The sequence below is a fragment of the Streptomyces violascens genome, assembly GCF_014649955.1.
GTDB lineage: Bacteria > Actinomycetota > Actinomycetes > Streptomycetales > Streptomycetaceae > Streptomyces > Streptomyces violascens.
In genome coordinates this window covers 135,880-162,633 of the sequence record NZ_BMUA01000012.1, presented here as the reverse complement: position 1 = coordinate 162,633, position 26,754 = coordinate 135,880, and the positions used below count along the sequence as shown (strand labels likewise).

Sequence of the window (26,754 nt, the reverse complement as noted above, 5' to 3'; positions counted from 1 at the left end):
CGCCGGTCCTGGCCAGGATCGATCCCGCTGGGGACAACCCTGCTGGGGGGCGCGGGGACCGCGCGGCCAGCCCCCGCCGACCCGCAGTCGAACCAACCGCACCCCCCGCGAAGCGACTAGTCGATGTCGACCGGCCCGTCCCCCCTGCCCTCCGGGCCACCCCGCTCGGCCTTGCCGGACAGCAGGCCCGGCAGGGACAGCTGGGCCCCGGTCTTGGAGTCCGGGCGCGGGTCGCCGGACCCGCTCAGGTTCTGCCGGACGGAGTCCAGGATCGTCAGACCCTGGCCCACCAGACCCGCCGCGATCTCGCCGAGCCCGTCCGCCCCGTTCAGCACGTTGACGTTCGCCCCCGCGAGACCCCCCGCCGCCTCCTTCACGATCTGCGGCAGCTGGTCGATCAGCATCCGGTCGAGCGCGACCCGGTCGTACGACGCCGCGGCCTCCGCCTGGATCTTCATGCGCTCGGCCTCGGCGATCGCGAGTACCTTGATGCGCTCGGCCTCGGCCTGGGCCGGCTTGACGATCTCGGCGACCAGCTGCTGCTGGCGGAGCTCGGCGGCCCGCTGGGCCAGTTCGGTCTGCGCGAGGAGCACCTCCTGCTGGGCGTGGGCCTGCGCGAGCGGCCCGGCCTGGGCGGCGTGGGCCTGCGCCCGGTCGACCTCCGCCGAGTACTCCGCCTTCACGACCGCGGTCTGCCGCGCGTACTCCGCCTGGTTGCGCGCCGCGACCTGCTCGGCCTCGACGGAGGCCTGGGTGGCCTGCGCCTGGGCGACCTGCGCGGCCCGCTGAATGGCGGCCTTGTGCGGCGCGGACATCGCGTCGATGTAGCCGACGTCGCCGTCGTCGATGGACTGGATCTGCAGCGAGTCGACGATCAGGCCGATCTTCGCCATCTCGCTCTTCGAGGTCTCCAGGACCTCCGCCGCGAGCTTCTGCCGCTCGGTGACGATCTCCTCGACGGTCATCGAGCCGATGATGGACCGCAGGTGACCGGCGAAGATCCGGCCGGTCAGGACGGACATCTGGTCCTGGTCGGACAGGAAGCGCTGACCCGCGTTCACGATGGACTCGGTGTCGTTGCCGACCTTGAACGCGATCACCGCGCGCACGTGCAGCGCGATGCCCTGCTTGGTCACACACGTCTCGGTGACCTCGGCCTCGCACATCGACAGCGTGAGGAAGCGGGTCTTGCGGAAAATCGGCAGGACGAACTTGCCGTGGCCGGTCACTACGCGGAAGGGGGCACCCCCGAGACCGCGCCTGCCACCCGAGATCAGCATCGCCTCGTCGGGGGCGGGCACCCGGTAACCGAACATCCTTTGTCTCCTTAGAAACGACTCTTAGCCGGCGTCGGCGGAGAAGCCGCCCAACGCGTCCAACGGATCGGCCCACTCGATGACGTCCACCTGGCGGGTGCCACGGGACCCGATCACGAGCACGGTCGCCCCCTTCGGCAGGGGTTCCTCCGACCAGGCGAGGAAGGCCTCGGTACCTCCTCGTACGCTCACCACGACCTCGCCGGGTCCGGCGGTTCCACGGGTGGCGACGAGCAGCACTCCGGGGCAGCCGATGACGGCATCGTCCTGATCCACGGCCTGGCGCCCCCCATCGTTCTGGTCCTGGATTCCAGACCTTAGACCTGCCGGGATCAGCCGACTATCCTCGGGCCGCCTTGTGTGGGACCTACCCCTCGTAATTCCACCCACAGAGCAGGGCGACGAACAGGAACAGGAACATCAGGCCCATGGCCAGGACCTTCGAGGCCATGAGGGCCACGCCCACGCCCGAGGCCGACAGAGCGATCCGCGCCCCCCGCAGACTCCGCCGGTGCGGAAGCAGCCAGCTCACGCCGACCAGCACGACCGGCAGCGTGTAGATCAGCGCGGCCACCTCCGGCGTGGACCCGATCCCGGACAGCACCGAGAGGTCCAGCCACACGGACAGCATCAGCGCCGGCGTGCACACGGAGGGCGCCACCCACCACCGGGCGTCCGGCCCGTCGGCCGGGGCCCAGCGCCGGGTCAGGTCCTGCCGGGTCAGGTCCGGCCGGTAGGCGAAGGGGTTCCACTGCGTCGTCATGCCCCCATCCCACCTTCCACCCCCGCCCCACCGGCACCGTCCGCATACTCACCCCGTACTCATCCACGAGCCCCCGTACTCACCGCCGGCACCGGGCACCCCCGCGTACGCGAGCCCACCGGGGCCGCCGATGCGGCAGACTGGAAGTTTGCCCGCCCTGCCCGGCGGGCCATCCGTCGGAAGGGACATGCCCCAGGTGACCGGACCACTCATCGTCCAGAGCGACAAGACCCTGCTCCTGGAGGTCGACCACGAGCAGGCCGACGCCTGCCGTCGCGCCATCGCGCCCTTCGCGGAGCTGGAGCGGGCCCCCGAGCACATCCACACCTACCGCGTGACCCCGCTGGGTCTGTGGAACGCGCGGGCCGCCGGGCACGACGCGGAGCAGGTCGTCGACGCGCTGGTCGAGTACTCGCGCTACCCCGTCCCGCACGCGCTGCTCGTCGACATCGCCGAGACGATGGCCCGCTACGGCCGCCTCACCCTGAGCAAGCACCCCACTCACGGCCTCGTCCTGACCTCGACCGACCGGCCCGTACTCGAAGAGATCCTGCGCTCGAAGAAGGTCACCCCGCTGGTCGGCGCCCGCATCGACGCGGACACGGTCGCCGTGCACCCCTCCGAGCGCGGCCAGATCAAGCAGACCCTCCTGAAGCTGGGCTGGCCGGCCGAGGACCTCGCCGGGTACGTCGACGGCGAGGCGCACCCCATCGAGCTCGCCGAGGACGGCTGGGCGCTGCGCCCGTACCAGAAGCAGGCCGTCGAGGGCTTCTGGCACGGCGGCAGCGGTGTCGTCGTGCTGCCCTGCGGAGCGGGAAAGACGCTGGTCGGGGCCGGTGCGATGGCCGAGGCGAAGGCGACCACGCTGATCCTGGTCACCAACACCGTCTCGGCCCGCCAGTGGAAGCACGAGCTGGTGAAGCGGACCAGCCTGACCGAGGACGAGATCGGCGAGTACAGCGGCACGAAGAAGGAGATCCGCCCGGTCACGATCGCGACGTACCAGGTGCTCACCACCCGCCGTAAGGGCGTGTACGCGCACCTGGAGCTGTTCGACTCGCGGGACTGGGGTCTGATCGTCTACGACGAGGTGCACCTGCTGCCCGCGCCGGTCTTCAAGTTCACCGCCGACCTCCAGGCCCGCCGCCGCCTCGGCCTGACCGCGACGCTGGTCCGCGAGGACGGCCGCGAGTCGGACGTATTCTCGCTGATCGGGCCGAAGCGTTTCGACGCCCCGTGGAAGGAGATCGAGGCGCAGGGCTACATCGCGCCCGCCGACTGCGTCGAGGTCCGCGTCAATCTCACGGACTCCGAGCGCCTCGCGTACGCGACCGCCGAGACCGAGGAGAAGTACCGCTTCTGCGCGACGACCGCGACGAAGCGGAAGGTCACGGAGGCGCTGGTACGGAAGTTCGCGGGCCAGCAGATCCTCGTCATCGGCCAGTACATCGACCAGCTCGACGAGCTGGGCGAGCACTTGAACGCGCCGGTCATCAAGGGCGAGACCACCAACGCCCAGCGCGAGAAGCTGTTCGGCGCGTTCCGCGAGGGCGAGATCAGCGTCCTGGTGGTGTCCAAGGTCGCGAACTTCTCGATCGACCTGCCGGAGGCGACCGTCGCCATCCAGGTGTCGGGCACGTTCGGCTCCCGCCAGGAGGAGGCTCAGCGCCTCGGCCGGGTCCTGCGCCCGAAGGCGGACGGTCACCAGGCCCACTTCTACTCGGTGGTCGCCCGCGACACCATCGACCAGGATTTCGCGGCCCACCGCCAGCGCTTCCTGGCCGAGCAGGGCTACGCCTACCGGATCATGGACGCGGACGAACTCCTGGCGGGCAACTGACCCGGCACCAAGATGCCTGACCGACCACGGTCGCGCCCGCCGGCCGGGAGAGGTCCCAGAGTACGAGGCAGGCGGGCGCGAGGTTGGTCTGCCCGGAGCGCGGGGCCGCGGACGGGGCGGGGCAGGTGGCGGGCAGCAGCGGTGATCAGCGTACGGAAGCCGTACCTGTCGGGAAGCCGTACCCGTCGGGGGGGGGTCGTCAGTGGTGGCGGCGGTGAACGCCGGCCTCCTCCGCGTACTCCCCCATGACGACGACGCTGAACGCGGCACCGGCGAGGACCTTGGCGGCCCGGACCGCGTTGCCGATCATGTGGGTACGGTGAGGGGCGGCGCCGGAGGCCGTGGCGCCCTTGGGGGTGCCGGGGCGGGCGGAGGGGGCTGGGGTGAAGGTCGCTGCACTCATGTATCCATGATGGATTCCGGACAACCCAGGCACATCGCTCCCGGGGCTGAGCCTCCCCACCTCCCGCGTAGTCCTCTGGTCCGACCTCGTCCCCTACGGGTATGAGCAGCGATCTCCACCCAGCTGTCACATCCGCACTCTCCCCCTTGTCAGAGCAGTGCCACCACACGACGGAGGAACGACGGGACATGGACGACGACGAATACCTCGCGCAGCGCTTCGAGGAGCACCGGGGGCATCTGCGTGCGGTGGCGTACCGGATGCTCGGTTCGCTGAGCGAGGCCGAGGACGCCGTCCAGGAGGGCTGGCTGCGGGCCAGCCGCGCGGACAGCAGCGCGGTCGACAACCTGGGCGGCTGGCTGACCACGATCGTGGGCCGGATCTGCCTGAACATGCTGCGCTCGCGAAGCACCCGGCGGGAGGCGGCGCTGGACGTGGAGGAGTACGAGTACGTCCACGTACCGGACCCGATCGTGGGCTCGGTGGACGTGGTCGACCCGGAGCAGGAGGTGCTGCTCGCGGACTCGGTGGGCCTGGCGCTGATGGTGGTCCTGGAGACCTTGTCCCCCGCCGAACGCCTCTCCTTCGTCCTCCACGACATGTTCGCGGTGCCGTTCGAGGACATCGCGCCGATCGTGGACAAGACACCGGCGGCGACGCGCCAGCTGGCGAGCCGGGCGCGGCGGAGGGTCCAGGGCCAGTCCCCCTCGCCTTCGACGGACCGGGCCCGCCAGCGCGAGGTGGTCGACGCCTTCATCTCGGCAGCCCGGGGAGGCGACTTCGAGGCCCTCCTCGCGCTCCTGGACCCGGACGTGTTGCTGCGGGCGGACGCGGGTTCGCTGCCGGCGACGAAGCTGGTGCGGGGGGCGAGGGCGGTGGCCGAACAGGCCTACACCTTCCGCAAGTTCGCGGCGCTCAACCAGCCGGTGCTTGTCAATGGAATGCCGGGCATCGTGGCGGCGAAGGACGGCCGTGCGTTCTCGCTCCTGTCCTTCACGCTGGGTGCGGACGGCCGGATCACGGAGCTGAACATTCTGGCGGACCCGAAGCGGATGGCGGACCTGGACGTGTCGTTCTTGAAGGGGTGATCAGCCCCCGCCCCGCCCCTTCCCGCTGTGACCCTCTACGGGAAGGGGCAGGGTGGGGCGGGGGAAAACCATTGGCCCCCCGCCCCACCCCCCACCTAAAATCCCCCCTCCGCCAAACCGCCGGAGGCACCCCGTGCAGACGCACGACCCAGAACCCCCCGCCCCCCAAAAACCGCAGGACCCCCAGAACCCCCTGCACCACGAACGCACCCACCTCGCCAACTCCCGCGCAGCCCTCCGCGCGATGCGCGAGGACGTCGAGAACCTCGACATCAAGGACGTCACCGCGAACTGGGTCAACGCCGCCGTCCTCCAGCGCCAGATCGACGACCGCATCAAGGCCCTCGCGGACCTCTCCCACACCCCCCTCTTCTTCGGCCGCCTGAACTACCTGCACGCCCCCGGCGCGGACCTGGCCGAAGGAGCCGAGGGAGAGCAGTTCTACATCGGACGCCGGCACGTCCACGACGCCGACGGCGACCCGATGGTCATCGACTGGCGCGCCCCCGTCTCGCAGCCGTTCTACCGCGCCTCGAAGAAGGACCCGATGGACATCGGGCTGCGCCGCCGCTTCGGCTACACGGGCGGCGAGCTGACGGCGTACGAGGACGAGCACCTCACCGACCCCACCGAGGCCGCCACCACCAGCAAACTCCTCCAGGCGGAAATCGAGCGCCCCCGAGTCGGCCCGATGCGCGACATCGTGGCCACGATCCAGCCCGAGCAGGACGAGATCGTACGGTCCGGCCTGAGCGGCAGCGTGTGCGTGCAGGGCGGCCCCGGCACGGGAAAGACCGCCGTCGGCCTGCACCGGGTCGCGTACCTGCTCTACGCCCACCGCGACCGCCTCGCCCGCACCGGCACCCTGGTCATCGGCCCGAACAAGTCGTTCCTGCACTACATCGAGCAAGTCCTCCCGGCCCTTGGTGAGTTGGAGGTGAAGCAGGCGACGGTCGACGACCTCGTGACGGCGGGCGTCGAGGTGCGCGGCACCGACGAGGCCGAGTCGGCCGTCGTCAAGGGCGACGCCCGCATGGCCGAGGTGCTCCGCAGGGCCGTGTGGTCACACGTCACGCCCCCCACCGAGCCGCTCGTAGTCGTACGGGGCTCGCGCCGCTGGCGAGTCCCGGCGTACGAACTCACGGAAATCGTCGATGAGTTGAGGGATCGGGACATCCGCTACGGCGCCGCCCGCGAGGCCCTGCCGCAGCGGATCGCGCACACGGTTCTCGTACGGATGGAGCAGGCGGGCGAGGCCCCCGACGACCGGGTCCAGGACGCGGTGGCTCGGAACACGGCGGTGAAGGCGGCCGTGAAGGAGATCTGGCCCCCGGTGGACCCGGCGAAGCTGGTCCTGCGCCTCCTCAACGACCCGGATTTCCTGGCGGAACACGCCGAAGGCATCCTGACGGCCGAGGAACAGAAAACGATCCTCTCCCCCAGGCCCGCCCGGAGCGTGAAGTCGGCGAAGTGGACGGCGGCGGACGCGGTCCTCATCGACGAGGCGAGCGATCTGGTGGCCCGCACCCACTCGCTGGGCCATGTCGTACTCGACGAGGCGCAGGACCTCTCCCCCATGCAGTACCGCGCGGTGGGCCGCCGCTGCACGACCGGTTCGGCAACCGTGCTCGGCGACCTCGCGCAGGGCACCACGCCCTGGGCGACGGCGAGTTGGGCCGAGGCGCTGCGCCACCTCGGCAAGGGCGAGGCGGTGATCGAGGAGCTGACGGCCGGTTTCCGCGTGCCGCGCGAGGTCATCGCGTACGCCTCGAAGCTGCTGCCGTCGATCTCCCCCGGCCTGGCGGCGGTGGAGTCGGTACGTGAGACGCCGGGCTCGCTCGACGTGCGGGAATCGCGCGATGCGGCCGGCCTGGACGCGGATGTGGTGGCGGCCTGCGTGGAGTCCCTGGCCCACGAGGGCTCGATCGGCCTGATCGCGGCGGATGCCCGAATTCCCGCACTGGCGGCGGCACTTGCGGCCGCGAACCTCCCTTGCCTGGCCCCGGGCGAGGAGACGACGGCCGAGTCCCGCCTGACCCTGGTCCCGGCCTCGCTGGCGAAGGGCCTGGAGTACGACTACGTGGTACTGGACGAGCCGGCGGCGGTCGTGGACGGCGAACCGGACGAGCGCACGGGCCTGCGCCGCCTGTACGTGGCCCTGACCCGAGCGGTCTCGGGCCTGACCATCGTCCACACGGCCCCGCTGCCGCGGCAGCTGACCGGATGACGCGGGGCGGCCGCATCAGGCGGGCGGCCCCTCCAGCATGCTGGGCTGCGAGGCGAACTCGGACTCGGGACTGAAGCGTTCCTCAAGCCCGTCGGCCAGGGCGCGCAGTGCGGCGCCGCCGTCGCCGTGGAACGAGGAGCCGTGCATCACGGCCAGCGTCGTCGGCTCCAGGTCGGCCAGGGAGCGGAGCGTCTGCGCGGCGGCGGTTAGGCAGGAGGTCTGCCGGAAGGCGGCCTCCGCGTTCAGGGCCTGGTCGGTCAGGTCGTCGCCGGTGACGGCGGGGCCGTTGCCGACCTGGGTGAGGAGGTCGCCGCAGAACAGCGTGCGGGTGGTCTCCTCGAAGAGCACCCGGGCCTCCCAATTGTGCGGCACATGGGGCGTGTTGAGGTGGCGCAGTCGTCGGCGCACCTGCTTGCCGCCCAGGTCGAGCGTCTCGCCGTGCGCCATCGGCCGGGGCGGGCGGTCGGCGAGGTCGTTGAGCGAGACGAGGCAGCCGAGCAGCCCGTGGGCGACCTGGGCGTGCGGGGCCGCCGCGAGGAATTCATTCATGGCCCCGCACTCGTCCGACTCCACATGCCCGAACGTGATCCACCGCAGGGACTCGACAGGCACGACCCGAGCGACCGCCTCCGAAACGAGCGGGAAGAGCTGCCGCATCCCCGTATGGAAGAGCAGCGGCTCCTCGGCGTCCACGAGGAACTGGTTGAACGTGAACCCGGCAGGTGGGGCCACCTCGGGGATGAACGTGGAGATCCGATAGATCCCATCGGCGACCTCGTCCAAACGCGTCTCCATGCCTTCGAACGGTACGCGCCCCACCACAACCCGGCGACCGGTGCGGCCCACCCGGGTGCCCAGCGGTCGACACGGGGAGCCCCGCAGCAGACATCGGCCTTTTAGTGGCGCGGGGAACTGCGCGAGCAACCACGCACGACCCGCAGCAGACATCGGGTTTCAAGAGCCGCGGGGAACTGCGCGCCCAGCCACGCACAGCCCGCAGCGGACATCGGGTTTTTCAGGGGCGCGGGGAACTGCGCGACCAGCCACCAACGACCCGCGGCCGAAAGCGCATTTAAGGGGCGCGGGGAACTGCGCAAAACCCCCCGCCCCCCGCGCGCTCAGTAAGGCAACGCCCCGATCAGCGCATCAAGCAGCCCAGGAAACCGCGCATCCAGATCCTCCCGCCGAAGCCGAACGTACCGGTTGCGCCCAACCACCCGCGTAGAGGTAACCCCGGACTCACGCAGAATCCGCATGTGGTGCGAGACGGTCGACTTGTGCAGGTGGTCAAGCCCCAGCGCACCCGGCCGGCAGCTGTACTGGTCGCCGTCCGCGTACACCTTGAGCAGCCACAGCCGTACCGGGTCACCCAGCGCCTGCAGCACCTTGACCAGCTCGATGTCGGCCACCTCGGGCTGCGGAAGCTGCTCCCCGCCGGGGTCGCCGTCGACCAGCGGGTCGTTCCGCGACCCCTTCTCCGTCTCCATGCCCGCACTCTCCCTCCCCCCGAAACTGTTTGACAACCATCAAACAGCACCTAGGATTCGAGGCGCCCGTTTCGTTTGATGATCGTCAAACCATTCTCGCACCGCGCTGCCCGTGGAAGGGGACCACCCATGCGCTTACGCCTGATCCTGCTCGCCCTCGGCACCTTCGCCGTCGGAACGGACGGCATGGTGATCGCCGGAATTCTCGGTCTGGTCGCCCATGACCTGGAGGTATCCGTAGCGGCCGCGGGCCAGATGATCACCGTCTTCGCGCTCTCGTACGCGGTGCTCGCGCCCGTCCTCGCAACGCTGACGGCGAAGTGGCCGCGGCGCCGCACCCTGCTGATCGCGCTCACCGTCTTCACCCTGGCCAACGCCCTGTCCGCGCTCGCTCCCACCTTCGGGGCGCTGCTCCTGACCAGAGTCCTGGCCGCCGTCGGTGCCGCGCTCTACACCCCGACCGCGAGCGCCGCCGCCACGGCGCTGGTACCGCCGGAACGCCGGGGGCGGGCCATCGCCACGGTCATGGGCGGCATGACGGTGGCCACCGCGCTCGGCGTACCGCTGGGCACCTGGATCGGCCGCTCCGACTGGCGGCTCACGATGTGGCTGGTCACCGTGCTCGGCGCGGCCGCGTTCGCGGGCCTCGCCCTGTTGCTGCGCGACCTCCCGGCGCCCGCGCCCGCCGTCTCCCTGCGCACCCGGCTCGCGCCGCTCACCAACCGCGACGTACTCGGCGGGACCGCCACGACCTTCCTGGTCCTGCTCGCCTTCCAGACGGTCTTCATCTACTTCACGGTCGCGGCCGCCCCCGCGACCGGCGGCGACCAGTCCCGCCTCACCCTGCTCCTGCTCGTGTCCGGCATCTTCTCGGTGGCGGGCAGCAACCTGGGCGGCCGCCTCGTCGACAAGGGGGGCCCGAGGGGCGTGATGCTGGTCGGCGGCACGGTGCAGGCGGCCGTCAGCTTCGCCCTGCCCTGGCTCATGCAGTCCATGACGACCGCCCTCATCGCCTCGGTACTCAACCCGCTGGCAGGCTGGGCGGTAGCGATAGCTCTCCCCGCCCGCCTGGTCTCCATCGACCCGCCGAATGCCCCACTGCTCCTGTCCCTCAACTCCACCGCCCTGTACCTGGGCATAGCGGCAGCGGGCGTCACGGGCAGCGCGGCGATAGCGACCCTGGGAGACAGATGGTTCCCCTTCGCCTCAACTGCCTTGACCCTGCTGTCACTTGGGGTGGGCTACGCGACAACCCGCGACCGTCACCCCCGCCCGGCGAAGGCAACGAAGTCGCCCCAGGCGGCGGGAGAGAGGGTGAGCTGAGGGCCGGATTTGTTCTTGGAGTCGCGGATGTGGATGGTGGCGGGGGTGGCGGCTACTTCGATGCAGCTGTCGCCGTCACCACTGCTGTAACTGGACTTGGCCCAGCATTCGGCGACCTCGACGCAGTCGCCGTCCGACCCACTGCTGTACGTGGCCTTCCGCCAGTCGAGGGCGACTTCGACGCAGTCTCCGCTGGAGTCGCCGCTGTAGCTGCTCTTGAACCAAGCCAGTGCGGTGCTGCTCATAGCGCTCCTCGCAGTTGCTCCAACAGGCCTACGGATTCCTCGTAGGTCATGGCCTGTGAGCGCAGTTTCGCATACCGCATATGGAGCGTGCTGATCACTTGGGGATCGGAGATGAACTGGCCGCTCTCCTGCCCCTCGCAGTACCCGAACCACCTGTTGGTCGGTGTCTCCAGCAGCTGGATCGGCCCGTTGAGACCGGCATGTACTCCCCTCTCCAGCGGCATGATTTGCAACTGGACGTTGCGCGGCTTGACGCAGGCCAGCACGTGATCGATGAGCTCGCGGGTCACCTCCGGCCCACCCGTACGCCGCAGGAAGACGTGCTCCTCGACGATGAAGCTGTACGAGGTGTTGGGCCGCTCGGTCAGGAGCTTCTGCCGTTCCAGGCGAGCCGAAATCTGCGACTCCAGCTGCTCGTCAGTCAGGGGCGGAAGGCGCTCGCCGAACAGCACCCGGGCGTAAGCCTCCGTCTGAAGCAGCCCCGGCACCAGCCGGGACTCGTACGTGTACAGGCTGATTGCCTCCCGCTCAAGGAGGGCCCACTTGCGAAACCAGGATGCGAGGCCCGGCTGCCTGCTCAGATAGCGGGCCGCCCTCTTCAGTGCGCCCGTGTTGCCCGTGGCCGCCTCCGTGCCCTCGATGAAGTCGGGGTAGGGCATGCGGCGGCCCAACTCCACCGAGGCGACCGTGTGTTTGGAGTAGCCGACCAGCGCCGCGAGGTCCTCGCGGCTGAGGCCGGCGTGTTCGCGCAGGGCCTGGACGACCGCGCCGAACGTCCGCAGACTGTCGGAGGAGTCGGGTTCCCCATCGTGTGCTTCGTGGTCCCATGCCATCGGCGGCCACCTCCCGGTGAACGGATCGCCCCGCGTTCGCAACTCACCCAGAGTTACGGCACACGGCTCGTACCGTCTACACCACGTGCGCGTACGCTCGCGGAGCGTACGCGGCGGATGCCTGGTCGCGGGTGTTCCGGCCCCGCCAACGTGGTCGTATGCACCTCGATACAGAAGCAAGAGCGCGTCAACTCACCGCTACCGTGCGCGTGTTCAGAAAGCGGTTCGCGTCGACGCGGAGGGCAACCGTCCTGGCCCGGAGGCTGGCGCAGGGGCAGCTGGACGCGTGGGGCGTCCCGCACGGCAGCGAGGCCTCCGACACGGCGGCGCTGATCGTGGCGGAGCTGGCCGCGAACGCGGTGCTGCACGCGTACGTGTCCGGACGGGGCTTCGAGCTGGGGCTGCTGCTGCGCGAGGACGGCGTACTGCGCATCGAGGTGACCGACACCCGGGCGGACAAGGCGCTGCCGGTGGTGGCCGTCGGCGCGCCCGCCGACTCCGAGTCGGGACGCGGCCTGCTCATCGTCCAGGGGGTCGCCGATCACTGGGGCACGGCCGAGGGCCCACCCCCGCTGAAGACGGTATGGGCCCAACTGGCAATCGGCGAAAGCCACTTCGTACGAGCTCCCGGGTGAACAGCACCTACGGCACACGTCGCGGCGCCGGCCATGAAGAGCCCACCCCCGTCGATCTCTTCGTGGCGAGACGGCGGGACGGCCGGGGGCCCGCTGTGGATGGGCTTTCGGCCGCGGGCCGTGGGTGGCCGGTCGCGCAGTTCCCCGCGCCCCTGGCAGGGCTGCTCCCGGCCGGGGCGGCATGCTCAGCCCATCCAACGGTGGACGCTTTCGGCTGCGGGCCGTGGGTAGTTGCTCGCGCAGTTCCCCGCGCCCCTGGCAGGGGCGATCCCGGCCGGGGCGGCATCCTCAGCCCATCCAACGGTGGACGCTTTCGGCTGCGGGCCGTGGGTAGTTGCTCGCGCAGTTCCCCGCGCCCCTGGCAGGGCCGATCCCGGCCGGGGCGGCATGCTCAGCCCATCCAACGATGGACGCTTTCGACTGCGGACCGTGGGTAGTTGCTCGCGCAGTTCCCCGCGCCCCTGGCAGGGTCGATCCTGGGCGGCACCGGCATCCTCAGCCCGCCTGGCCTCTTGCGTACGGGCCGTGCGGGCATCCCCAGCCCGTCCGGCGATTGAGGACGAGCGCCCTTCAGGCGCGAACGGGGTCCGGGGCAGAGCCCCGGAAAGGGGCGCAGGGGACGAAGTCCCCGCAGGGGGTCTGGGGGCACAGCCCCCAGGGCTCAACCTCTCCACCCCCTGCACGGGCGGGAGGGCGGGCAAACCCCCCGGGGGCCGGGGCGGAGCCCCGGGACACCAACCCCGGCGCACGGGCGAGTGGGTGGGAGAGGGGGGGCCGGGGTCAACCCCGAGCCGCCCGAGCCCCACCACCCCGCACCGGAAGGTGCAGCCCACCCCGCCCCCGCTACGCGTCCAGCGCCGCCCGCCACTCCGCAACGGCCGCCGCGGACACCGGCGAACCCCACCCGCCGGGACGCGACGCCCCGCCGATGTGCACCGCGTCGATCCCCGCCGCCCGCAGCACCGGCAGGTGGGACAGCCGCAGCCCGCCCCCCACGAGGATCCGGGGCTCGTACCCCGGCTCATCCCGACGCGCCGCCTCCGCCAGGAGGACGGGCAGCCCGTCATCCACCCCCAGCGCCGACCCCGCGGTCAGGTACGTGTCGAGGCCCGGCAAGCCCGAGAGTTCCTTGCGGAGGGCATCCCGCGAGGCGGCCCGGTCGATGGCCCGGTGGAAGGTCCAGCGGCATCCGGACAGCGCGGAGGCCAGGGCCCGTACGGCCGCCATGTCCGGCCCCCCGGTCTCGTCGAGGAAGCCGAGGACGAACTCCTCCGCCCCCTCCGCCCGCAGCGCCTCCGCGGACCGCACGAGCGCGGAGACGTCCCCCGCCGCGAACCCGTCCGCCGCCCGCAGCATCACCCGCAGCGGGATGTCGACGGCCGCGCGGATCGCCGCGAAGGTCTCCACGGTCGGGGTCAGTCCGTCGGCCGCCATGTCGGTGACCAGCTCCAGGCGGTCCGCCCCGCCGGCCTGGGCCGCGACGGCGTCCTCCGCGTCGAGCGCGATCACCTCAAGCAGTGCACGGTTGCTCATCTGACCCCATTCCTCCGTAACCCGGGCCCGGCTCGGCCCAAATAGGTCTAGTCCATTGACCAGCCTACGCCGCGAAATGCCCACCCACGTGGACGGTAAACGCGGCCGTACGGACCTTTCCGCCGCGGCCGACGGAGTTCGCCCTACCCATAGGGGGTATCGCGCCGACCCCGCGCTGACCCCACCCCAACCCCGGGGCAACCTCTTGCGTCGCATACACCCTGGGGGTATATATAGGTGAGCGAGATACCCCCTGGGGGTATCACCCCGACCCGACACCGCGCACCCGGCACCGCGCACCGACGCCCAGCACCCGCCCGCCCGCCCCGAGGAGCCGCAATGCCCACCACCACCCCCACCACCACCGCCGTCGAGCTCGCCATCGGCGGCATGACCTGCGCCTCCTGCGCCGCCCGGATCGAGAAGAAGCTCAACCGCATGGACGGGGTCGAGGCCACCGTCAACTACGCCACCGAGAAGGCCAAGGTCACCTTCCGCGAAGACGTGGCCGTCGCCGATCTCATCGCCACCGTCGAGGCCACCGGCTACACCGCCCAGGAACCCCCGCCCGTACGGCCCAGGGCTGAAGCGCAGGCCCAGGACACCACCGACCCGGACGACGAGCTGCGGCCCCTGCGGCAGCGGCTGCTCACCGCGGTCGTCCTCGCCGTGCCGGTGATCGCGATGTCGATGGTCCCGGCCCTCCAGTTCCAGTACTGGCAGTGGCTGTCCCTCACCCTGGCCGCGCCGGTCGTGACGTACGCCGCCTGGCCCTTCCACCGGGCCGCCTGGACCAACGCCAGGCACGGCGCGGCGACCATGGACACGCTGATCTCGCTCGGCACCTCGGCCGCGTTCCTCTGGTCCGTGTGGGCGCTGTTCTTCGGCACGGCCGGCATGCCGGGCATGACCCACCCCTTCGAGCTGACCATCGGCCGCTCGGACGGCGCGGGCAACATCTATCTGGAGGCCGCCGCCGGGGTCACCGCCTTCATCCTCGCCGGGCGCTACTTCGAGGCCCGCTCCAAGCGCAAGGCGGGCGCCGCCCTGAAGGCACTGCTGGAACTGGGCGCCAAGGACGTGACCGTCCTGCGCGCCGACGGCCGTGAAGAGACCGTCCCCACCGACGAGTTGAAGGTCGGCGACCGCTTCCTGGTCCGGCCCGGCGAGAAGATCGCCACCGATGGTGTGGTCGTCGAGGGGACCTCCGCGGTCGACGCCTCCATGCTCACCGGCGAGTCCGTCCCGGTCGAGGTCGCCCCCGGCGACACCGTCACCGGCGCCACTCTCAACGCGGGCGGCCGCCTCGTCGTCGATGCCTCGCGCGTCGGCGCGGACACCCAGCTCGCCCGGATGGCCAAGCTCGTCGAGGACGCCCAGAACGGCAAGGCCGCCGCCCAGCGCCTCGCCGACCGGATCTCCGGCGTCTTCGTCCCCGTCGTCATCGGCCTCGCGCTCGCCACCCTCGGCTTCTGGCTCGCCACCGGCTCCGGCGTCACCGCCGCGTTCACGGCCGCCGTGGCCGTACTGATCATCGCCTGCCCGTGCGCCCTCGGCCTCGCCACCCCGACCGCCCTCATGGTCGGTACGGGACGGGGCGCCCAGCTAGGCATCCTGATCAAGGGCCCGGAGGTCCTGGAGACCACGCGCAAGGTCGACACGATCGTCCTGGACAAGACCGGCACCGTGACCACGGGCCGCATGACTCTCCTCGCCGTCCACACCGCCGACAACACCGACAAGGCCGAAGTCCTGCGCCTGGCAGGCGCGTTGGAGCACTCCTCCGAGCACCCCGTCGCCCGCGCGGTCGCCGACGGAGCGGCTTCCGAGGTCGGCACGCTGCCGGTCCCCGAGGACTTCGCGAACATCGCCGGCCTCGGCGTCCAGGGCGTGGTCGACGGGCACGCGGTGCTCGTGGGCCGCGAGAGGCTGCTGGGCGAGTGGGCCATGGAGCTGACCCCGGCCCTGAAGCGGGCCAAGGAGGAGGCCGAGGCCGCGGGACGTACCGCCATCGCGGTCGCCTGGGACGGCGAGGCCCGCGCGGTCCTCGAAGTCGCCGACGCGGTCAAGGAGACCAGCCCCGAGGCGATCCGCCGTCTGCGCGCCCTCGGCCTGACCCCGATCCTGCTGACCGGCGACAACCGGGCGGTCGCCGAGGCCGTCGCGGCGGAGGTCGGCATCGAGACCGTGTACGCGGAGGTCATGCCCGAGGACAAGGTCGACGTCGTCAAGTCCCTTCAGGCGGAGGGCCGCTCGGTGGCCATGGTCGGCGACGGCGTCAACGACGCGGCCGCCCTCGCCCAGGCCGACCTCGGCCTCGCGATGGGCACGGGCACGGACGCCGCCATCGAGGCCGGTGACCTCACCCTCGTACGGGGCGACCTGCGGGCGGCGGCGGACGCGATCCGGCTCTCCCGCAAGACCCTCGGCACGATCAAGTCGAACCTGTTCTGGGCCTTCGCCTACAACGTGGCCGCCCTGCCGCTGGCAGCGGCCGGCCTGCTGAACCCGATGATTGCGGGCGCGGCCATGGCCTTCTCATCGGTGTTCGTGGTGGGCAACTCGCTGCGCCTGAGGCGCTTCAAGGCGGCGGACCACTGAGCACCGGTACTCAACCACTGATCACCGGTATTCAGGTGATCACCGGCACCGGCGCTCAGGCCGTCAGGACGGTCAGATCGATCCGGCTGAGGCGGTCGGGGTCGGCCAGGATGTCGATGGTGGCGATCCGGCCTTCGGCGATGGTGAAGGCCATGACCGACAGGGGTCGGCCCTCGGTGAGCGAGACGAGCCCCGGGCTGCCGTTGACCAGCGCGAGGACGGTGAACTCGGCGAGCCGGGCCCCGAACAGCGCCCCGTTCGCTACGGCCTCGGCGCCGCGCAGGATGCCGCCGGGCCGGAGCTCGCCGCCGTCGGAACGGGCCACCACGTCCGGGTCGAGCACGGCGACCAGAGCCTCGAAGTCACCGTCGCGGGCCGCCGCCATGAACGCCTCGACCACCGCGCGGCGGCCCGCCAGGTCGGTGTCGGAGGCCGGGGCGCCGCCCTGGACCCGGCGCCGGGCGCGGGAGGCCAGCTGGCGGGCCGCGGCCGGAGTACGCCCGATGACGGGAGCGATCTCGTCGAAGGGAACGGCGAAGAGGTCGTGCAGGACGAAGGCGAGCCGCTCGGCCGGGCCCAGCGTCTCCAGCACGACGAGCAGGGCCAGACCCACCGAATCGGCGAGCAGTACATCGCCTTCGGGGCCGGGACCGTCCGCGCCGCCGACGATGGGGTCGGGCATGCGCAGCCCGAGCGGTTCCTCGCGGCGGGAGGCCCGGCCGCGCAGCATGTCGAGGCAGACCCGCCCGACGACGGTGGTGAGCCAGCCCCCCAGATTGGCCACCCCTTGGGTGTCCGACCGGCTGAGCCGCAACCAGGCTTCCTGCACGGCGTCATCGGCCTCGTGGAGCGACCCGAGCATCCGGTAGGCCACCGACCTCAGCTGCCCCCGGTGCGACTCGAACCGCTCCGCCAGATATTCCTGCCCGTCCATGGCCCGCATCCCCTCGCCGCAACCCGATCGATCCGTCACACCGCTGACGCTCCGGCGTCGGCGGATGTGACACGGATCCGGCGGGACACGACGCCGGCGGCCGCCTCACGGTGAGGCGGCCGCCCGAGTCGCTTGTACGGGGGGTGCTGTCATCCGACCGGCTGTTTCGCCTCCACCACGGGCCGGGGTTCGGTCCCGGGGTGCCGCTCCGGCTGTACGGACGCGATGTAGGCGAGCACGGCCATCAGGGCCGGCAGCACGGCGATCGCGGCCGCGACACCGGCGGCCCAGGACGGCGCGGCGGTGACCTCCAGAGCACTGGAGAGGGTCCGCGAATGGAACTGGCCCTGCAGCAGCTGCACGGAGGCCAGTGCGGAGGGCACCAGCACGCCGAGGGCGAGAACCACCGGCGATCCGGTGAAGGCCAGCGCCACCCCCAGCAGGAAGCACACAGCCGACACGCCGAGGTCGAGGGCGGAGGCGCCGAACGACGCGCCGCCCCGGTGCAGCGGGAGATAGGCCAGGCTGCACACGATGAGCGCCGCGGACGTCAGCCACCTCGGCCACGCGCGAGGAGTGCTGCTGCCCTGCGCCTGCGCAGGGCCGCGCCGTTCGGCGGCCGGGACGAAGGCGTCGGCGGGTGCGCCCTGGGCGACCATGGGGAGGCCCGCAGGGGGGTCCACGAACAACAGGGCGGCATCCGGTTCGTCCGACACATGGCCCGATGCCGGTGCCTCCGGTGCGGGCTGCGGCACCTCCACGTGCTTCTCCTGGGCCAGGTGGCCGATCAGCTGCACGAGGTCCTCGACGGGCCTGTTGGTCGCGGCCGTCCGGATCGCCTCCTCTCCGCAGTGCCGCTCCAGCGGAGACCGGTGCAGCAGCGACATCAGCCGGGTGACTTCCTCGACGGGCCGGTATTCGGCCGCGGCGCGGATCGCCTCGTCGGCGCTGTCGGGGCTGCGCGGCGGCCGCGTCAGGAGCGCCACCAGCCGGGAGATGTCCTCCACCGAGCGGTCCATGCCGACCGCGTGGAGCGCGTCGACCGTGGCCCGCGCGTACTCCGGCGACTGCTCCAGGAGCGTGATGAGCTGGACGACCTCTTCCAACGGCCGGTCGGCGACGGCGGCGTGCACCAGGCTGTCGACCGGGCTGGAGTACGCGGACCCGCGCTTGCCGGCGACGGGCCGGGCGACCTCGGCCGGCGGGGACGGGGGCGTGTCCTCGGTCGGCAGGGGCGGCGGCACGTCATCGGCCGGCGGGGGCGGGGACGGGGGCGGTTCCGCGACGCGTCCCTCGTACCCGGCCTGCGGGTACGGGTCGGCCGAGGGGAGAGGCGGTATGCCCGGCGGTTCGGGTAGGGGTGACGAAGAAGGGGTCGTCATGCTCGGCTCCATGGGGACGGGTGCGTTTACCTTTGGCCCACCTGTGCACTGAGTTACCAGTTGTTGCCATTACCTGGTGGTCGGCTCCTTCGCGCCACTTGGATGCGGCATCTGTGTGATCACCATTCGGCGGATCGTCGTCTGTGCCGGGGCGCTTACCGGCACCTGATGAACCGAAGGGTGGGAGAACCGGCCCCCGATACCCTCGGCCGCATGCCCGAAACCGACGCCCTCCGCGCCCGCTTGCACAGCGCCCTGCTCGCGGCCGCCCCCGCCGCCCGGCCGGAGCCGTACGCCGACGCCCTCCTGGCCCGCTGGGCGGAGCCCCACCGCCGATACCACAACACCGCCCACCTCCAAGCGGTCCTGGACCACATCGACGTACTGGAGCAGTACGCGGAAAGCCCCGAACTGGTGCGCCTGGCCGCGTGGTTCCACGACGCCGTGTACCTTCCGGACCGCTCCGAGAACGAGGAACGCTCCGCCCGCCTGGCCGAACGCGCCCTACCCGAGGCCGGGTTGAGCCAGGAGGACACCGCCGAGGTGGCCCGCCTCGTGCGCCTGACCGTCACCCACGCCCCCGAGGACGGCGACGGCAACGGCGCGGTCCTGTGCGACGCCGACCTCGCGATCCTCGCCGCCGCCCCGGAGGCCTACGCCGCGTACGCCGCCGCCGTACGCGAGGAGTACGCCTTCGTACCGGACGAGGCGTTCCGGTCCGGCCGCGCCGAGGTGCTGACCCAACTGCTCGCCCTGCCAAAGCTGTTCCGCACCCCGCACGGAGAACGCGCATGGGAGGCTCCGGCCCGGGAGAACATCGAGGCGGAACTGACCCTGCTCACCACATGACCGGCCGCATAATCAGCCAGAGCCCACCGCTCACCCCGCAACTCCCTCCGGAAAGCAGGTAACCCGCGTGCTCCCCGTGACAGTCCAGGCCGACCGCCTCGCCCTTCACGAGCTGACCCGCGCGTCGGCCGCAGAGCTCCAGGACGGCGGTGACGGCGGCTGGGAGTGGGCCCCCGGCGGCCCCCACGAGGGCAGCCGCTTCGCCGCCGGGAAGATGCTGGCGGGCATGGAGACCGGCCGGCACCGTGACGGCTGGGGCGCGTACGTCATGGTCCGGACCGAGGACGACCGCGCCATCGGCGGCATCGGCTTCCACGGCCCGCCGGAGGACGGCCGCGTCGAGATCGGCTACGACCTGGCGGAGTCCGCACGGGGCCAGGGGTACGCGACCGAGTCCGTCAGGGCGCTGACCGCCTGGGCGCTGGCGCAGCCCGACGTCGAGACGGTGTACGCCACGACCGACGAGGACAACACCGCCTCGCAGCGCGTCCTGGAACGGGCGGGCTTCCGCCGCATCGGCGACACCCCGCGCCCGATAGGCGGCCGCGAGGCCCAGCACCTCTTCGAGCGGAACCGCTGCGAACCGAACCCCTTCGGTCAGAACCGGGACTGACCGGAACCGGGATCGGCGGGCCCGTCCGGGCCGACCCGGCCCGGCACCCGGCACCCGGCAGGGAATTCCGCGGGCGAGGAACAGCCCGGGGAACTACCCGAGGGAATACCCCGGGGAATACGGAACCGGCCACCCTCGTTGGCACCCGATATGCCCGCCGAGCCCATACCCACGCCCGTGCCCGCCCCCACTCCCTCCGCAGAAAGCGTCTCCGGCTCCGTTCCGGCGAACTCCTCCGGCTCCGCCTCCGCGGCGAACTCCGCGGCGAAACGCATGCCGCTCGCCGTCTACATCCTGGGCCTGTCCGTCTTCGCGCTCGGCACGAGCGAGTTCATGCTCACGGGACTGCTCCCGGCCATCGCGGACGACATGAGCGTGTCGATTCCGCAGGCGGGTCTGCTGATCTCGGCGTTCGCCATCGGCATGGTGGTGGGCGCCCCGCTGCTCGCGGTGGCGACCCTGCGGCTGCCGCGCCGCACCACCCTGATCGCGCTGATCACCGTCTTCGGCCTGGGCCAGGTCGCGGGCGCGCTGGCCCCGAACTACGCGCTGCTCTTCGCCTCGCGCGTCGTGTCCGCGCTGGCCTGCGCCGGGTTCTGGGCGGTCGGCGCGGCGGTCGCCATCGCGATGGTCCCGGTGACCGCGCGGGCCCGTGCGATGGCCGTCATGATCGGCGGTCTGTCGATCGCGAACGTCCTGGGTGTGCCGCTTGGCGCACTGCTCGGCGACGGCCTCGGCTGGCGGGCGGCGTTCTGGGCGGTCGGCGCCGCCTCCGCGATCGCGCTGGTCGGCGTCGTGACCCGTATCCCGCGCATCCCTCTCCCCACCGAGAAGCCCCGGCTCAGCCGCGAGCTGCGGATCTACCGCGACCCGCAGGTGCTGCTCTCCGTCGCGATCACCGCGCTCGCCGCGGGTGGTGTGTTCTGCGCGTTCAGCTACCTCAAGCCGCTCCTCACGGACGTCGCGCACGTGGACGCGGGCTGGGTCCCGGCCGTGCTCGGCCTGTTCGGCGTGGGCGCGCTGATCGGTACGACGATCGGCGGCCGGGTCGCCGACGCGCACCTCTTCGGGGTGCTGCTCAGCGGCATCACCGCCTCGACGGTGTTCCTGGTCGCGCTCGCGCTGTTCGCCTCGACGCCCGCCGTCGCGATCACCCTGTCGTTCCTGCTCGGCCTCTCGGCCTTCTACACGGCCCCCGCGCTCAACGCCCGCATGTTCAACGTGGGCGGCGCCGCCCCGACGCTGGCCGGCGCGACCACGACGTCCTCGTTCAACCTGGGCAACACCGCCGGCCCCTGGCTCGGCGGCATCGTGATCAGCGCGAACCTGGGCTTCGCCGCCACTGCCTGGGCGGGCGCCGCGATGACGGTTCTCGCCCTCGCCCTGGTCGCCGCCTCCCTGCGCCTGCACAAGTCCCGCTCCCGCGTGGTGGCCCGCTCGACGGACCGGCCCGTCGCGGCGGCCCACGCGGAGGTCTGACCCGTACACGGAAAGCGAACGCGCGAAAAGCGCATACGCGGAAGCGCCCCGCACCCATTGCTCGGGTGCGGGGCGCTTCGGTGTTCCCCCGGCCGGAGCCGGGGTCACGAGGTCACTGCTTAGGCGGGGGTGACGTTCTCCGCCTGCGGGCCCTTCGGGCCCTGGGTGACGTCGAAGTTGACCTGCTGGTTCTCCTGCAGCTCACGGAAGCCGGTGGAGTTGATCGCGGAGTAGTGGACGAAAACGTCCGGGCCGCCGCCGTCCTGCGCGATGAAGCCGAAGCCCTTTTCCGCGTTGAACCACTTCACGGTGCCGGTTGCCATGTGTTTCCCCTGTCGAGGATCGCGGGGTACTGGCTTGTCAGTACCCCTGGGTGAGGTGATCGCCCTGGTCCTCGGACATTGCTGCACAGCAAACGCCCACGGCGTAAACCGCGGGCGTTGAGACTTCGGAACCACGACTACTGGCAAGGAAGTTAGCCGATCCGCAGTCGTCTGGCTACGGGCCGCAGCCGAACCGGCGACAAGATCCCGCCAGAGAGTGTTCCTCCGGCGGGGTCCCGGACGCCCTCCGGACGCCCCACGACCCGGCGCCCGGCCTCAGGCCGGGCGCCCCTTCGGCCGCCGCAGACCCGCCTCCGTGAGGCGGCGTACGAGCTCCTTCGAGCCGATCTCCACCGCGCCCGCCCGCACCGCGTCGTCGTACCGGTGCGCGGGCACGTCGTAGTGATCACGTTCGAAGGCTCGCGGCGGGCAGCCGATGGACGCCGCGAACGCGTGCAGTTCCTCGTACGAGACGTCGCTGACCAGGTGCGACCACATACGGCCGTGACCCGGCCACGTCGGCGGGTCGATGTACAGCGTCATCCGCCGAGACCGCCGACCGGGGCCACCACGACGCCCGCCTTGCCGCACACCCAGTGCGGGTCGGGCCCGAGCTCCGGCTCCACGTCCAGGGCGTGCGGATCGCCCGCGTCGCACACCGGGCACAGCGGCCAGCGCCCGTACCGCTCCAGGAGCGCGTCCTGTACGTCCTGGGCGACGAGCCCCGCGACGTACTCCGTGCCCTCGGGCCACTGCTCGACCCACCAGCGCCGGTGGGTGACCGCGTCCTCGACCAGCGAGACGACGTCCGCGTGCGCCACGTCGCGCGCCGCCAGATCCGCCAGGACCAGGGCGCGGGCGGCGTGCAGGGCTTGCTCCAGAGGTTGTACGTCGTCCATGCCCTCCATTGTCACCCCGGCCGCGCCCGGAGCCCGGGCGGAGGGACCTGGGGCCGGGCGGTGACGGGACCAAAGGGGGGTTGACCGGAGAAGAAGCCGAAAATATCTTTCAAGAGTGACCAATGACGTGAAGGAAAGTTTCAACGGCGGCGCCCCGCCCGCACCGGCGGCCCTCGCGGCCAAGGTGCGCACGCTCGCGCCGTCCATGACCCGCTCCATGCAGCGGGTCGCCGAAGCCGTCGCCGGGGACCCGGCCGGCTGCGCGGCCCTCACGGTCACCGGCCTCGCCGAGCTCACCGGCACCAGCGAGGCCACCGTGGTGCGCACCGCCCGCCTGCTCGGCTACCCCGGCTACCGCGACCTGCGCCTCGCGCTCGCCGGGCTCGCCGCCCAGCAGCAGTCGGGGCGGGCCCCGGCCGTCACCGCCGACATAGCCGTCGACGACCCGATCGCGGACGTCGTCGCGAAGCTGGCCTACGACGAGCAGCAGACCCTCGCCGACACCGCGGCCGCCCTCGACACCGTCCAGCTGGGCGCCGCCGTGGGCGCGTTGGCGGGTGCCCGGCGGATCGACATCTACGGCGTCGGCGCCTCATCCCTGGTCGGCCAGGACCTCGCGCAGAAGCTCCTGCGCATCGGCCTCATCGCGCACGCCCACACCGACCCGCACCTCGCCGTCACCAACGCCGTGCAGCTGCGCTCCGGCGACGCGGCGGTCGCGATCACCCACTCCGGCTCGACCGGCGACGTCATCGAGCCGCTGCGGGTCGCCTTCGACCACGGCGCCACCACGATCGCGATCACCGGCCGGCCGGACGGCCCGATCTCGCAGTACGCCGACCACGTGCTGACCACCTCCACGGCCCGCGAGAGCGAACTGCGCCCGGCCGCCATGTCGTCCCGCACGAGTCAACTCCTCGTCGTGGACTGCCTGTTCATCGGCATCGCCCAGCGCACGTACGAGACGGCGGCCCCGGCCCTGTCCGCCTCGTACGAGGCACTCGCCCACCGCCACAACCCCCGCACCCGCTAGCCGCCGTACGCAGAGAAAGAGCCGCCCACGCCATGACCACCCAGGACTACGCCGAACTCCGCGCCGAGCTCGCCACTCTCACCACCGAGGCGTTCCGGCCCGATCTCGCGGAGATCGACCGGCTGCCGACCGCCGAGATCGCCCGGATCATGAACAGCGAGGACGCCACGGTTCCCGCGGCCGTGGCCGAGCAACTGCCCGACATCGCGGCGGCGATCGACGCCACGGCCGCACGGATGTCGCAGGGCGGCCGGCTGATCTACGCGGGCGCCGGCACGGCCGGGCGGCTCGGCGTCCTGGACGCGAGCGAGTGCCCGCCGACGTTCAACACCGACCCGTCCGAGGTGGTCGGGCTCATCGCGGGCGGCCCGTCCGCGATGGTCAAGGCGGTCGAAGGCGCCGAGGACTCCAAGCTCCTTGCGGCGGAGGACCTGGACGCCCTTCACCTGACCCACCTCGACACCGTCGTCGGCATCTCGGCCTCGGGCCGCACCCCGTACGCGATCGGCGCGGTCGAGCACGCCCGGCGCGTGGGCGCCCTCACGATCGGCCTGTCCTGCAACGCGGGCAGCGCGCTCGCGGCGGTGGCCGAGCACGGCATCGAGGTCGTGGTGGGCCCGGAGCTACTGACCGGCTCGACCCGCCTGAAGTCGGGCACGGCCCAGAAGCTGGTCCTCAACATGATCTCGACGATCACCATGATCCGGCTCGGCAAGACCTACGGGAACCTGATGGTCGACGTACGGGCCTCCAACGAGAAGCTCCGCGCCCGCTCGCGCCGCATCGTGGCGCTCGCGACCGGCGCGGACGACGCCGAGATCGAGGCCGCGCTCGCCGCGACGGACGGCGAGGTGAAGAACGCGATCCTGGTCATCCTCGGCGGCGTGGAGGGCGGCACGGCGGCCCGCCTCCTGTCGGAGAGCCGGGGCCACCTGCGCACGGCCCTGCACGCGGCCCCCTGACCCCGCTCACAGCTCCGCACAGCAAGGCACCAGCACCATGGCACCAGAGAACAAGAACCGCGCCACAGCCGCCGCGATCCTCCCGCTCGTCGGCGGTGCCCGGAACATCGACTCGATCGCCCACTGCATGACCCGCCTCAGGCTCGGCCTGAAGGACCGCACTCTGGTCCAGGACGAGGCGCTGAAGGCCCTGCCGGCGGTCCTTGGCGTGGTCGAGGACGACACGTACCAGATCGTGCTGGGCCCGGGAACGGTGGCGAGGGTGGCCCCGGAGTTCGAGGCGCTGATGGCGGAGGAGACATCCCAACCCCCGCTCACCGCAGCCGAGTTGGCGCACCGCGGCGCCGAACTGAAGGCAGCCCGTAAGCAACGGAACGCCACGCCGTTCAAACTCTTCCTCCGCCGGATCGCGAACATCTTCGTCCCGCTGATCCCGGCACTGATCGGCTGCGGCATCATCGCGGGGCTCAACGGCCTCCTGGTGAACCTGGGCCGGCTGACGGGCGTGACCCCCGCGCTCGCCGCCATCGCGTCGGGCTTCATGGCGCTGATCGCGGTGTTCGTGGGCTTCAACACGGCGAAGGAGTTCGGGGGTACGCCGATCCTGGGCGGGGCGGTGGCGTCGATCATCGTGTTCGCGGGGGTGGCGAAGATCACGGTCTTCGGCCAGACGCTGGCACCGGGCCAGGGCGGCGTGCTGGGCGCACTCGGAGCGGCGCTCCTGGCGGTGTACGTGGAGAGGTGGTGCAGGCACTGGGTCCCCGAGGCGCTGGACGTCCTGATCACCCCGACCCTCACCGTCCTGCTCTCGGGCCTGGTGACTCTCTACGGCCTGATGTTCCTGGCGGGTGAGGTCTCGACGGGCATCGGCCACGGTGCGAACTGGCTCCTGGACAACACGGGCGCGTTCGCGGGCCTGGTCCTGGGCGGCCTGTTCCTGCCACTGGTGATGCTGGGCCTGCACCAGGCCCTGATCCCGATCCACACGACGCTGATCGAGCAGCAGGGTTACACGGTGCTGCTCCCCATCCTGGCGATGGCGGGAGCGGGCCAGGTGGGCTGCGCGGTAGCGGTATACCTCCGCGCGAGGCGTAATGGATCCCTCCGCAACACGATCAAATCAGCCCTCCCAGCAGGCTTGCTGGGCGTGGGCGAACCGCTGATCTACGGAGTTTCACTCCCCTTGGGCCGCCCGTTCGTCACGGCGTGTGTGGGCGGGGCGGCGGGCGGGGCGTTCGTGGGCCTGTTCTCGATGCTGGGCGACAAGGTGGGCTCGACGGCGATCGGCCCGTCCGGCTGGGCATTGTTCCCCCTGCTCCAGGGCAACCACGGCCTGGGCACGACGGTCGCGATCTACGCGGGCGGCCTGCTGACGGGTTACGTGGTCGGCTTCCTGGCCACGTACTACTTCGGCTTCACGCGCCAGTCGTTGACGGACCTGAACGCGTCGCCGTCCCCGACGGAGCCCGCCGCCCCGAAGCCGATGGAACCGGCCCACTCATAAGGTAGGCGCAGACCAACTGACGTGCGGCGAAGGCAAAGAGGGGGACGCGTCATGGACCACGCCCGAGGGAATCCGACCGGGGAGACCTCACCCACCAAGGGGTACGCCCCCGCCCCCAAGGGCGCCGCGAAGGTGGCCAGGTTCCGCCTGTCCGTGTCGTTCGCGAAGGCCGTCCTGGACCGCCGCACCGAACTGGGCCTGTCGCAGGCAGAGCTGGCCGAACGCGCGGGCCTCTCCCAGGCGAAGATAGCCCGCATCGAAAGCGCGGCCTCGTTCCCGACCCTCCCCCTGCTGCGCCGCCTGGCGGTGGGCCTGAACGCGTCGCTGTACGTCGCGATGGACGCGGAGACAGAACGGATCACGTTCACTGCCCACCCTGCCGCCTGACGATCCCGCCTAGTTCGGGCGGGACTGGCGAACCCCCCGACATCCACGACCCCTTCTGGTCCGCCACCACCCCGCCCCCCCCCAGCACCCCGGCC

The 26,754-nt window shown here is 71.5% G+C and carries 27 protein-coding genes; 13 read left to right on the top strand and 14 right to left on the bottom strand.

The window, feature by feature from the left end; genetic code table 11:
• Positions 1-116 precede the first annotated feature (116 nt).
• From IE206_RS23650 to IE206_RS23640, 3 genes are all read right to left on the bottom strand, one after another.
• On the bottom strand, positions 117-1,316 hold the full coding sequence (locus tag IE206_RS23650; RefSeq protein ID WP_226598999.1) for a flotillin family protein: 1,200 nt from the start codon (positions 1,314-1,316) through the stop codon (positions 117-119).
• Positions 1,317-1,340: 24 nt separating this feature from the next.
• On the bottom strand, positions 1,341-1,592 hold the full coding sequence (locus IE206_RS23645) for an NfeD C-terminal domain-containing protein (RefSeq protein ID WP_189965201.1): 252 nt from the start codon (positions 1,590-1,592) through the stop codon (positions 1,341-1,343).
• Positions 1,593-1,683: 91 nt separating this feature from the next.
• On the bottom strand, positions 1,684-2,079 hold the full coding sequence (locus IE206_RS23640) for a hypothetical protein (RefSeq protein ID WP_189965199.1): 396 nt from the start codon (positions 2,077-2,079) through the stop codon (positions 1,684-1,686).
• 196 nt (positions 2,080-2,275) lie between these two features.
• On the opposite strand from IE206_RS23640, the gene IE206_RS23635 reads away from it, so the two are divergent.
• Positions 2,276-3,919: a DNA repair helicase XPB gene (locus IE206_RS23635; RefSeq protein ID WP_189965197.1), complete on the top strand. Its 1,644-nt coding sequence runs from the start codon at positions 2,276-2,278 to the stop codon at positions 3,917-3,919.
• 199 nt (positions 3,920-4,118) lie between these two features.
• Here IE206_RS23635 and IE206_RS23630 read toward each other — a convergent pair whose 3' ends face one another.
• On the bottom strand, positions 4,119-4,322 hold the full coding sequence (locus IE206_RS23630; RefSeq protein ID WP_189965194.1) for a hypothetical protein: 204 nt from the start codon (positions 4,320-4,322) through the stop codon (positions 4,119-4,121).
• Between the two features lie 188 nt (positions 4,323-4,510).
• On the opposite strand from IE206_RS23630, the gene IE206_RS23625 reads away from it, so the two are divergent.
• Both IE206_RS23625 and IE206_RS23620 read left to right on the top strand, forming a co-directional pair.
• Entirely contained in the window at positions 4,511-5,410 is a 900-nt protein-coding gene (locus IE206_RS23625) for a sigma-70 family RNA polymerase sigma factor (RefSeq protein ID WP_189965192.1), read from the top strand.
• Between the two features lie 133 nt (positions 5,411-5,543).
• Positions 5,544-7,637, top strand: coding sequence for a HelD family protein (locus tag IE206_RS23620; protein WP_506005478.1), 2,094 nt, complete (start codon positions 5,544-5,546; stop codon positions 7,635-7,637).
• Between the two features lie 15 nt (positions 7,638-7,652).
• Here the strand turns inward: IE206_RS23620 and IE206_RS23615 are convergent, their stop codons facing one another.
• Both IE206_RS23615 and IE206_RS23610 read right to left on the bottom strand, forming a co-directional pair.
• Entirely contained in the window at positions 7,653-8,432 is a 780-nt protein-coding gene (locus IE206_RS23615; RefSeq protein WP_189965190.1) for an oxygen-binding di-iron domain-containing protein, read from the bottom strand.
• 323 nt (positions 8,433-8,755) lie between these two features.
• Positions 8,756-9,124: an ArsR/SmtB family transcription factor gene (locus IE206_RS23610; RefSeq protein ID WP_226598998.1), complete on the bottom strand. Its 369-nt coding sequence runs from the start codon at positions 9,122-9,124 to the stop codon at positions 8,756-8,758.
• 129 nt (positions 9,125-9,253) lie between these two features.
• Between IE206_RS23610 and IE206_RS23605 the strand changes: the two genes are divergently transcribed.
• Positions 9,254-10,447 (top strand): MFS transporter, encoded by a 1,194-nt coding sequence (locus IE206_RS23605; RefSeq protein WP_189965188.1) that lies wholly within the window; start codon positions 9,254-9,256, stop codon positions 10,445-10,447.
• Here IE206_RS23605 and IE206_RS23600 read toward each other — a convergent pair.
• Together IE206_RS23600 and IE206_RS23595 are read right to left on the bottom strand one after the other, a co-directional pair.
• Complete coding sequence (locus IE206_RS23600) at positions 10,387-10,692, bottom strand: DUF397 domain-containing protein (RefSeq protein WP_189965186.1); 306 nt, start codon at positions 10,690-10,692, stop codon at positions 10,387-10,389. The two genes, IE206_RS23605 and IE206_RS23600, sit on opposite strands and share 61 nt — an antisense overlap.
• Positions 10,689-11,525, bottom strand: a complete 837-nt coding sequence (locus IE206_RS23595; protein ID WP_189965184.1) for a helix-turn-helix domain-containing protein — start codon at positions 11,523-11,525, stop codon at positions 10,689-10,691. Before IE206_RS23595 ends, IE206_RS23600 begins: the two co-directional genes overlap by 4 nt.
• Before the next feature lie 203 nt (positions 11,526-11,728).
• Between IE206_RS23595 and IE206_RS23590 the strand changes: the two genes are divergently transcribed.
• Positions 11,729-12,160 carry an ATP-binding protein gene (locus IE206_RS23590; protein WP_308433944.1) on the top strand — a complete coding sequence of 144 codons (432 nt, stop codon included), beginning with the start codon at positions 11,729-11,731 and terminating at the stop codon, positions 12,158-12,160.
• Positions 12,161-13,003: 843 nt separating this feature from the next.
• Here IE206_RS23590 and IE206_RS23585 read toward each other — a convergent pair.
• Positions 13,004-13,693 (bottom strand): copper homeostasis protein CutC, encoded by a 690-nt coding sequence (locus IE206_RS23585; RefSeq protein ID WP_189965179.1) that lies wholly within the window; start codon positions 13,691-13,693, stop codon positions 13,004-13,006.
• A 339-nt stretch (positions 13,694-14,032) separates the two neighbouring features.
• On the opposite strand from IE206_RS23585, the gene IE206_RS23580 reads away from it, so the two are divergent.
• Positions 14,033-16,294 carry a heavy metal translocating P-type ATPase gene (locus IE206_RS23580; RefSeq protein WP_189965177.1) on the top strand — a complete coding sequence of 754 codons (2,262 nt, stop codon included), beginning with the start codon at positions 14,033-14,035 and terminating at the stop codon, positions 16,292-16,294.
• A 55-nt stretch (positions 16,295-16,349) separates the two neighbouring features.
• Here IE206_RS23580 and IE206_RS23575 read toward each other — a convergent pair whose 3' ends face one another.
• Both IE206_RS23575 and IE206_RS23570 read right to left on the bottom strand, forming a co-directional pair.
• Positions 16,350-17,228 (bottom strand): sigma-70 family RNA polymerase sigma factor, encoded by an 879-nt coding sequence (locus tag IE206_RS23575; RefSeq protein WP_189965175.1) that lies wholly within the window; start codon positions 17,226-17,228, stop codon positions 16,350-16,352.
• 149 nt (positions 17,229-17,377) lie between these two features.
• Positions 17,378-18,610 (bottom strand): hypothetical protein, encoded by a 1,233-nt coding sequence (locus IE206_RS23570; protein ID WP_189965172.1) that lies wholly within the window; start codon positions 18,608-18,610, stop codon positions 17,378-17,380.
• 213 nt (positions 18,611-18,823) lie between these two features.
• Between IE206_RS23570 and IE206_RS23565 the strand changes: the two genes are divergently transcribed.
• From IE206_RS23565 to IE206_RS23555, 3 genes are all read left to right on the top strand, one after another.
• Positions 18,824-19,459, top strand: a complete 636-nt coding sequence (locus tag IE206_RS23565; RefSeq protein ID WP_189965170.1) for an HD domain-containing protein — start codon at positions 18,824-18,826, stop codon at positions 19,457-19,459.
• Between the two features lie 67 nt (positions 19,460-19,526).
• Positions 19,527-20,072: a GNAT family N-acetyltransferase gene (locus IE206_RS23560; RefSeq protein ID WP_189965168.1), complete on the top strand. Its 546-nt coding sequence runs from the start codon at positions 19,527-19,529 to the stop codon at positions 20,070-20,072.
• 273 nt (positions 20,073-20,345) lie between these two features.
• Positions 20,346-21,551: a Cmx/CmrA family chloramphenicol efflux MFS transporter gene (locus IE206_RS23555; protein ID WP_189965356.1), complete on the top strand. Its 1,206-nt coding sequence runs from the start codon at positions 20,346-20,348 to the stop codon at positions 21,549-21,551.
• Between the two features lie 119 nt (positions 21,552-21,670).
• Here the strand turns inward: IE206_RS23555 and IE206_RS23550 are convergent, their stop codons facing one another.
• The 3 genes from IE206_RS23550 to IE206_RS23540 all read right to left on the bottom strand — a co-directional run bounded on the left by IE206_RS23550 (position 21,671) and on the right by IE206_RS23540 (position 22,773).
• Complete coding sequence (locus IE206_RS23550) at positions 21,671-21,874, bottom strand: cold-shock protein (RefSeq protein ID WP_053724154.1); 204 nt, start codon at positions 21,872-21,874, stop codon at positions 21,671-21,673.
• A 276-nt stretch (positions 21,875-22,150) separates the two neighbouring features.
• Positions 22,151-22,417: a DUF4031 domain-containing protein gene (locus tag IE206_RS23545; RefSeq protein ID WP_189965166.1), complete on the bottom strand. Its 267-nt coding sequence runs from the start codon at positions 22,415-22,417 to the stop codon at positions 22,151-22,153.
• Positions 22,414-22,773, bottom strand: a complete 360-nt coding sequence (locus IE206_RS23540; RefSeq protein WP_053724152.1) for a DUF8819 family protein — start codon at positions 22,771-22,773, stop codon at positions 22,414-22,416. The genes IE206_RS23545 and IE206_RS23540 overlap by 4 nt, the downstream gene beginning before the upstream one ends.
• Positions 22,774-22,888: 115 nt before the next feature.
• Between IE206_RS23540 and IE206_RS23535 the strand changes: the two genes are divergently transcribed.
• The 4 genes from IE206_RS23535 to IE206_RS23520 are packed head-to-tail and all read left to right on the top strand — an operon-like array spanning position 22,889 to position 26,659.
• A complete protein-coding gene (locus tag IE206_RS23535; protein ID WP_189965164.1) occupies positions 22,889-23,806 on the top strand; it encodes a MurR/RpiR family transcriptional regulator in 918 nt (305 codons plus the stop codon).
• 32 nt (positions 23,807-23,838) lie between these two features.
• Complete coding sequence (gene murQ / locus IE206_RS23530; RefSeq protein ID WP_189965162.1) at positions 23,839-24,768, top strand: N-acetylmuramic acid 6-phosphate etherase; 930 nt, start codon at positions 23,839-23,841, stop codon at positions 24,766-24,768.
• Positions 24,769-24,805: 37 nt separating this feature from the next.
• On the top strand, positions 24,806-26,272 hold the full coding sequence (locus tag IE206_RS23525) for a PTS transporter subunit EIIC (RefSeq protein ID WP_189965160.1): 1,467 nt from the start codon (positions 24,806-24,808) through the stop codon (positions 26,270-26,272).
• A 51-nt stretch (positions 26,273-26,323) separates the two neighbouring features.
• On the top strand, positions 26,324-26,659 hold the full coding sequence (locus IE206_RS23520; protein ID WP_189965158.1) for a helix-turn-helix domain-containing protein: 336 nt from the start codon (positions 26,324-26,326) through the stop codon (positions 26,657-26,659).
• The last annotated feature ends 95 nt before the right edge of the window (positions 26,660-26,754 follow it).

Bases quoted from the DNA above. Each gene is read 5' to 3' on its own strand.
- IE206_RS23650 (WP_226598999.1), bottom strand. From the start codon at position 1,316: ATGTTCGGTTACCGGGTGCCCGCCCCCGACGAGGCGATGCTGATCTCG.
- IE206_RS23640 (WP_189965199.1), bottom strand. From the start codon at position 2,079: ATGACGACGCAGTGGAACCCCTTCGCCTACCGGCCGGACCTGACCCGG.
- IE206_RS23630 (WP_189965194.1), bottom strand. From the start codon at position 4,322: ATGAGTGCAGCGACCTTCACCCCAGCCCCCTCCGCCCGCCCCGGCACC.
- IE206_RS23625 (WP_189965192.1), top strand. From the start codon at position 4,511: ATGGACGACGACGAATACCTCGCGCAGCGCTTCGAGGAGCACCGGGGG.
- IE206_RS23615 (WP_189965190.1), bottom strand. From the start codon at position 8,432: ATGGAGACGCGTTTGGACGAGGTCGCCGATGGGATCTATCGGATCTCC.
- IE206_RS23610 (WP_226598998.1), bottom strand. From the start codon at position 9,124: ATGGAGACGGAGAAGGGGTCGCGGAACGACCCGCTGGTCGACGGCGAC.
- IE206_RS23605 (WP_189965188.1), top strand. From the start codon at position 9,254: ATGCGCTTACGCCTGATCCTGCTCGCCCTCGGCACCTTCGCCGTCGGA.
- IE206_RS23600 (WP_189965186.1), bottom strand. From the start codon at position 10,692: ATGAGCAGCACCGCACTGGCTTGGTTCAAGAGCAGCTACAGCGGCGAC.
- IE206_RS23595 (WP_189965184.1), bottom strand. From the start codon at position 11,525: ATGGCATGGGACCACGAAGCACACGATGGGGAACCCGACTCCTCCGAC.
- IE206_RS23585 (WP_189965179.1), bottom strand. From the start codon at position 13,693: ATGAGCAACCGTGCACTGCTTGAGGTGATCGCGCTCGACGCGGAGGAC.
- IE206_RS23580 (WP_189965177.1), top strand. From the start codon at position 14,033: ATGCCCACCACCACCCCCACCACCACCGCCGTCGAGCTCGCCATCGGC.
- IE206_RS23575 (WP_189965175.1), bottom strand. From the start codon at position 17,228: ATGGACGGGCAGGAATATCTGGCGGAGCGGTTCGAGTCGCACCGGGGG.
- IE206_RS23570 (WP_189965172.1), bottom strand. From the start codon at position 18,610: ATGACGACCCCTTCTTCGTCACCCCTACCCGAACCGCCGGGCATACCG.
- IE206_RS23565 (WP_189965170.1), top strand. From the start codon at position 18,824: ATGCCCGAAACCGACGCCCTCCGCGCCCGCTTGCACAGCGCCCTGCTC.
- IE206_RS23555 (WP_189965356.1), top strand. From the start codon at position 20,346: ATGCCGCTCGCCGTCTACATCCTGGGCCTGTCCGTCTTCGCGCTCGGC.
- IE206_RS23550 (WP_053724154.1), bottom strand. From the start codon at position 21,874: ATGGCAACCGGCACCGTGAAGTGGTTCAACGCGGAAAAGGGCTTCGGC.
- IE206_RS23545 (WP_189965166.1), bottom strand. From the start codon at position 22,417: ATGACGCTGTACATCGACCCGCCGACGTGGCCGGGTCACGGCCGTATG.
- IE206_RS23540 (WP_053724152.1), bottom strand. From the start codon at position 22,773: ATGGACGACGTACAACCTCTGGAGCAAGCCCTGCACGCCGCCCGCGCC.
- murQ (WP_189965162.1), top strand. From the start codon at position 23,839: ATGACCACCCAGGACTACGCCGAACTCCGCGCCGAGCTCGCCACTCTC.
- IE206_RS23525 (WP_189965160.1), top strand. From the start codon at position 24,806: ATGGCACCAGAGAACAAGAACCGCGCCACAGCCGCCGCGATCCTCCCG.
- IE206_RS23520 (WP_189965158.1), top strand. From the start codon at position 26,324: ATGGACCACGCCCGAGGGAATCCGACCGGGGAGACCTCACCCACCAAG.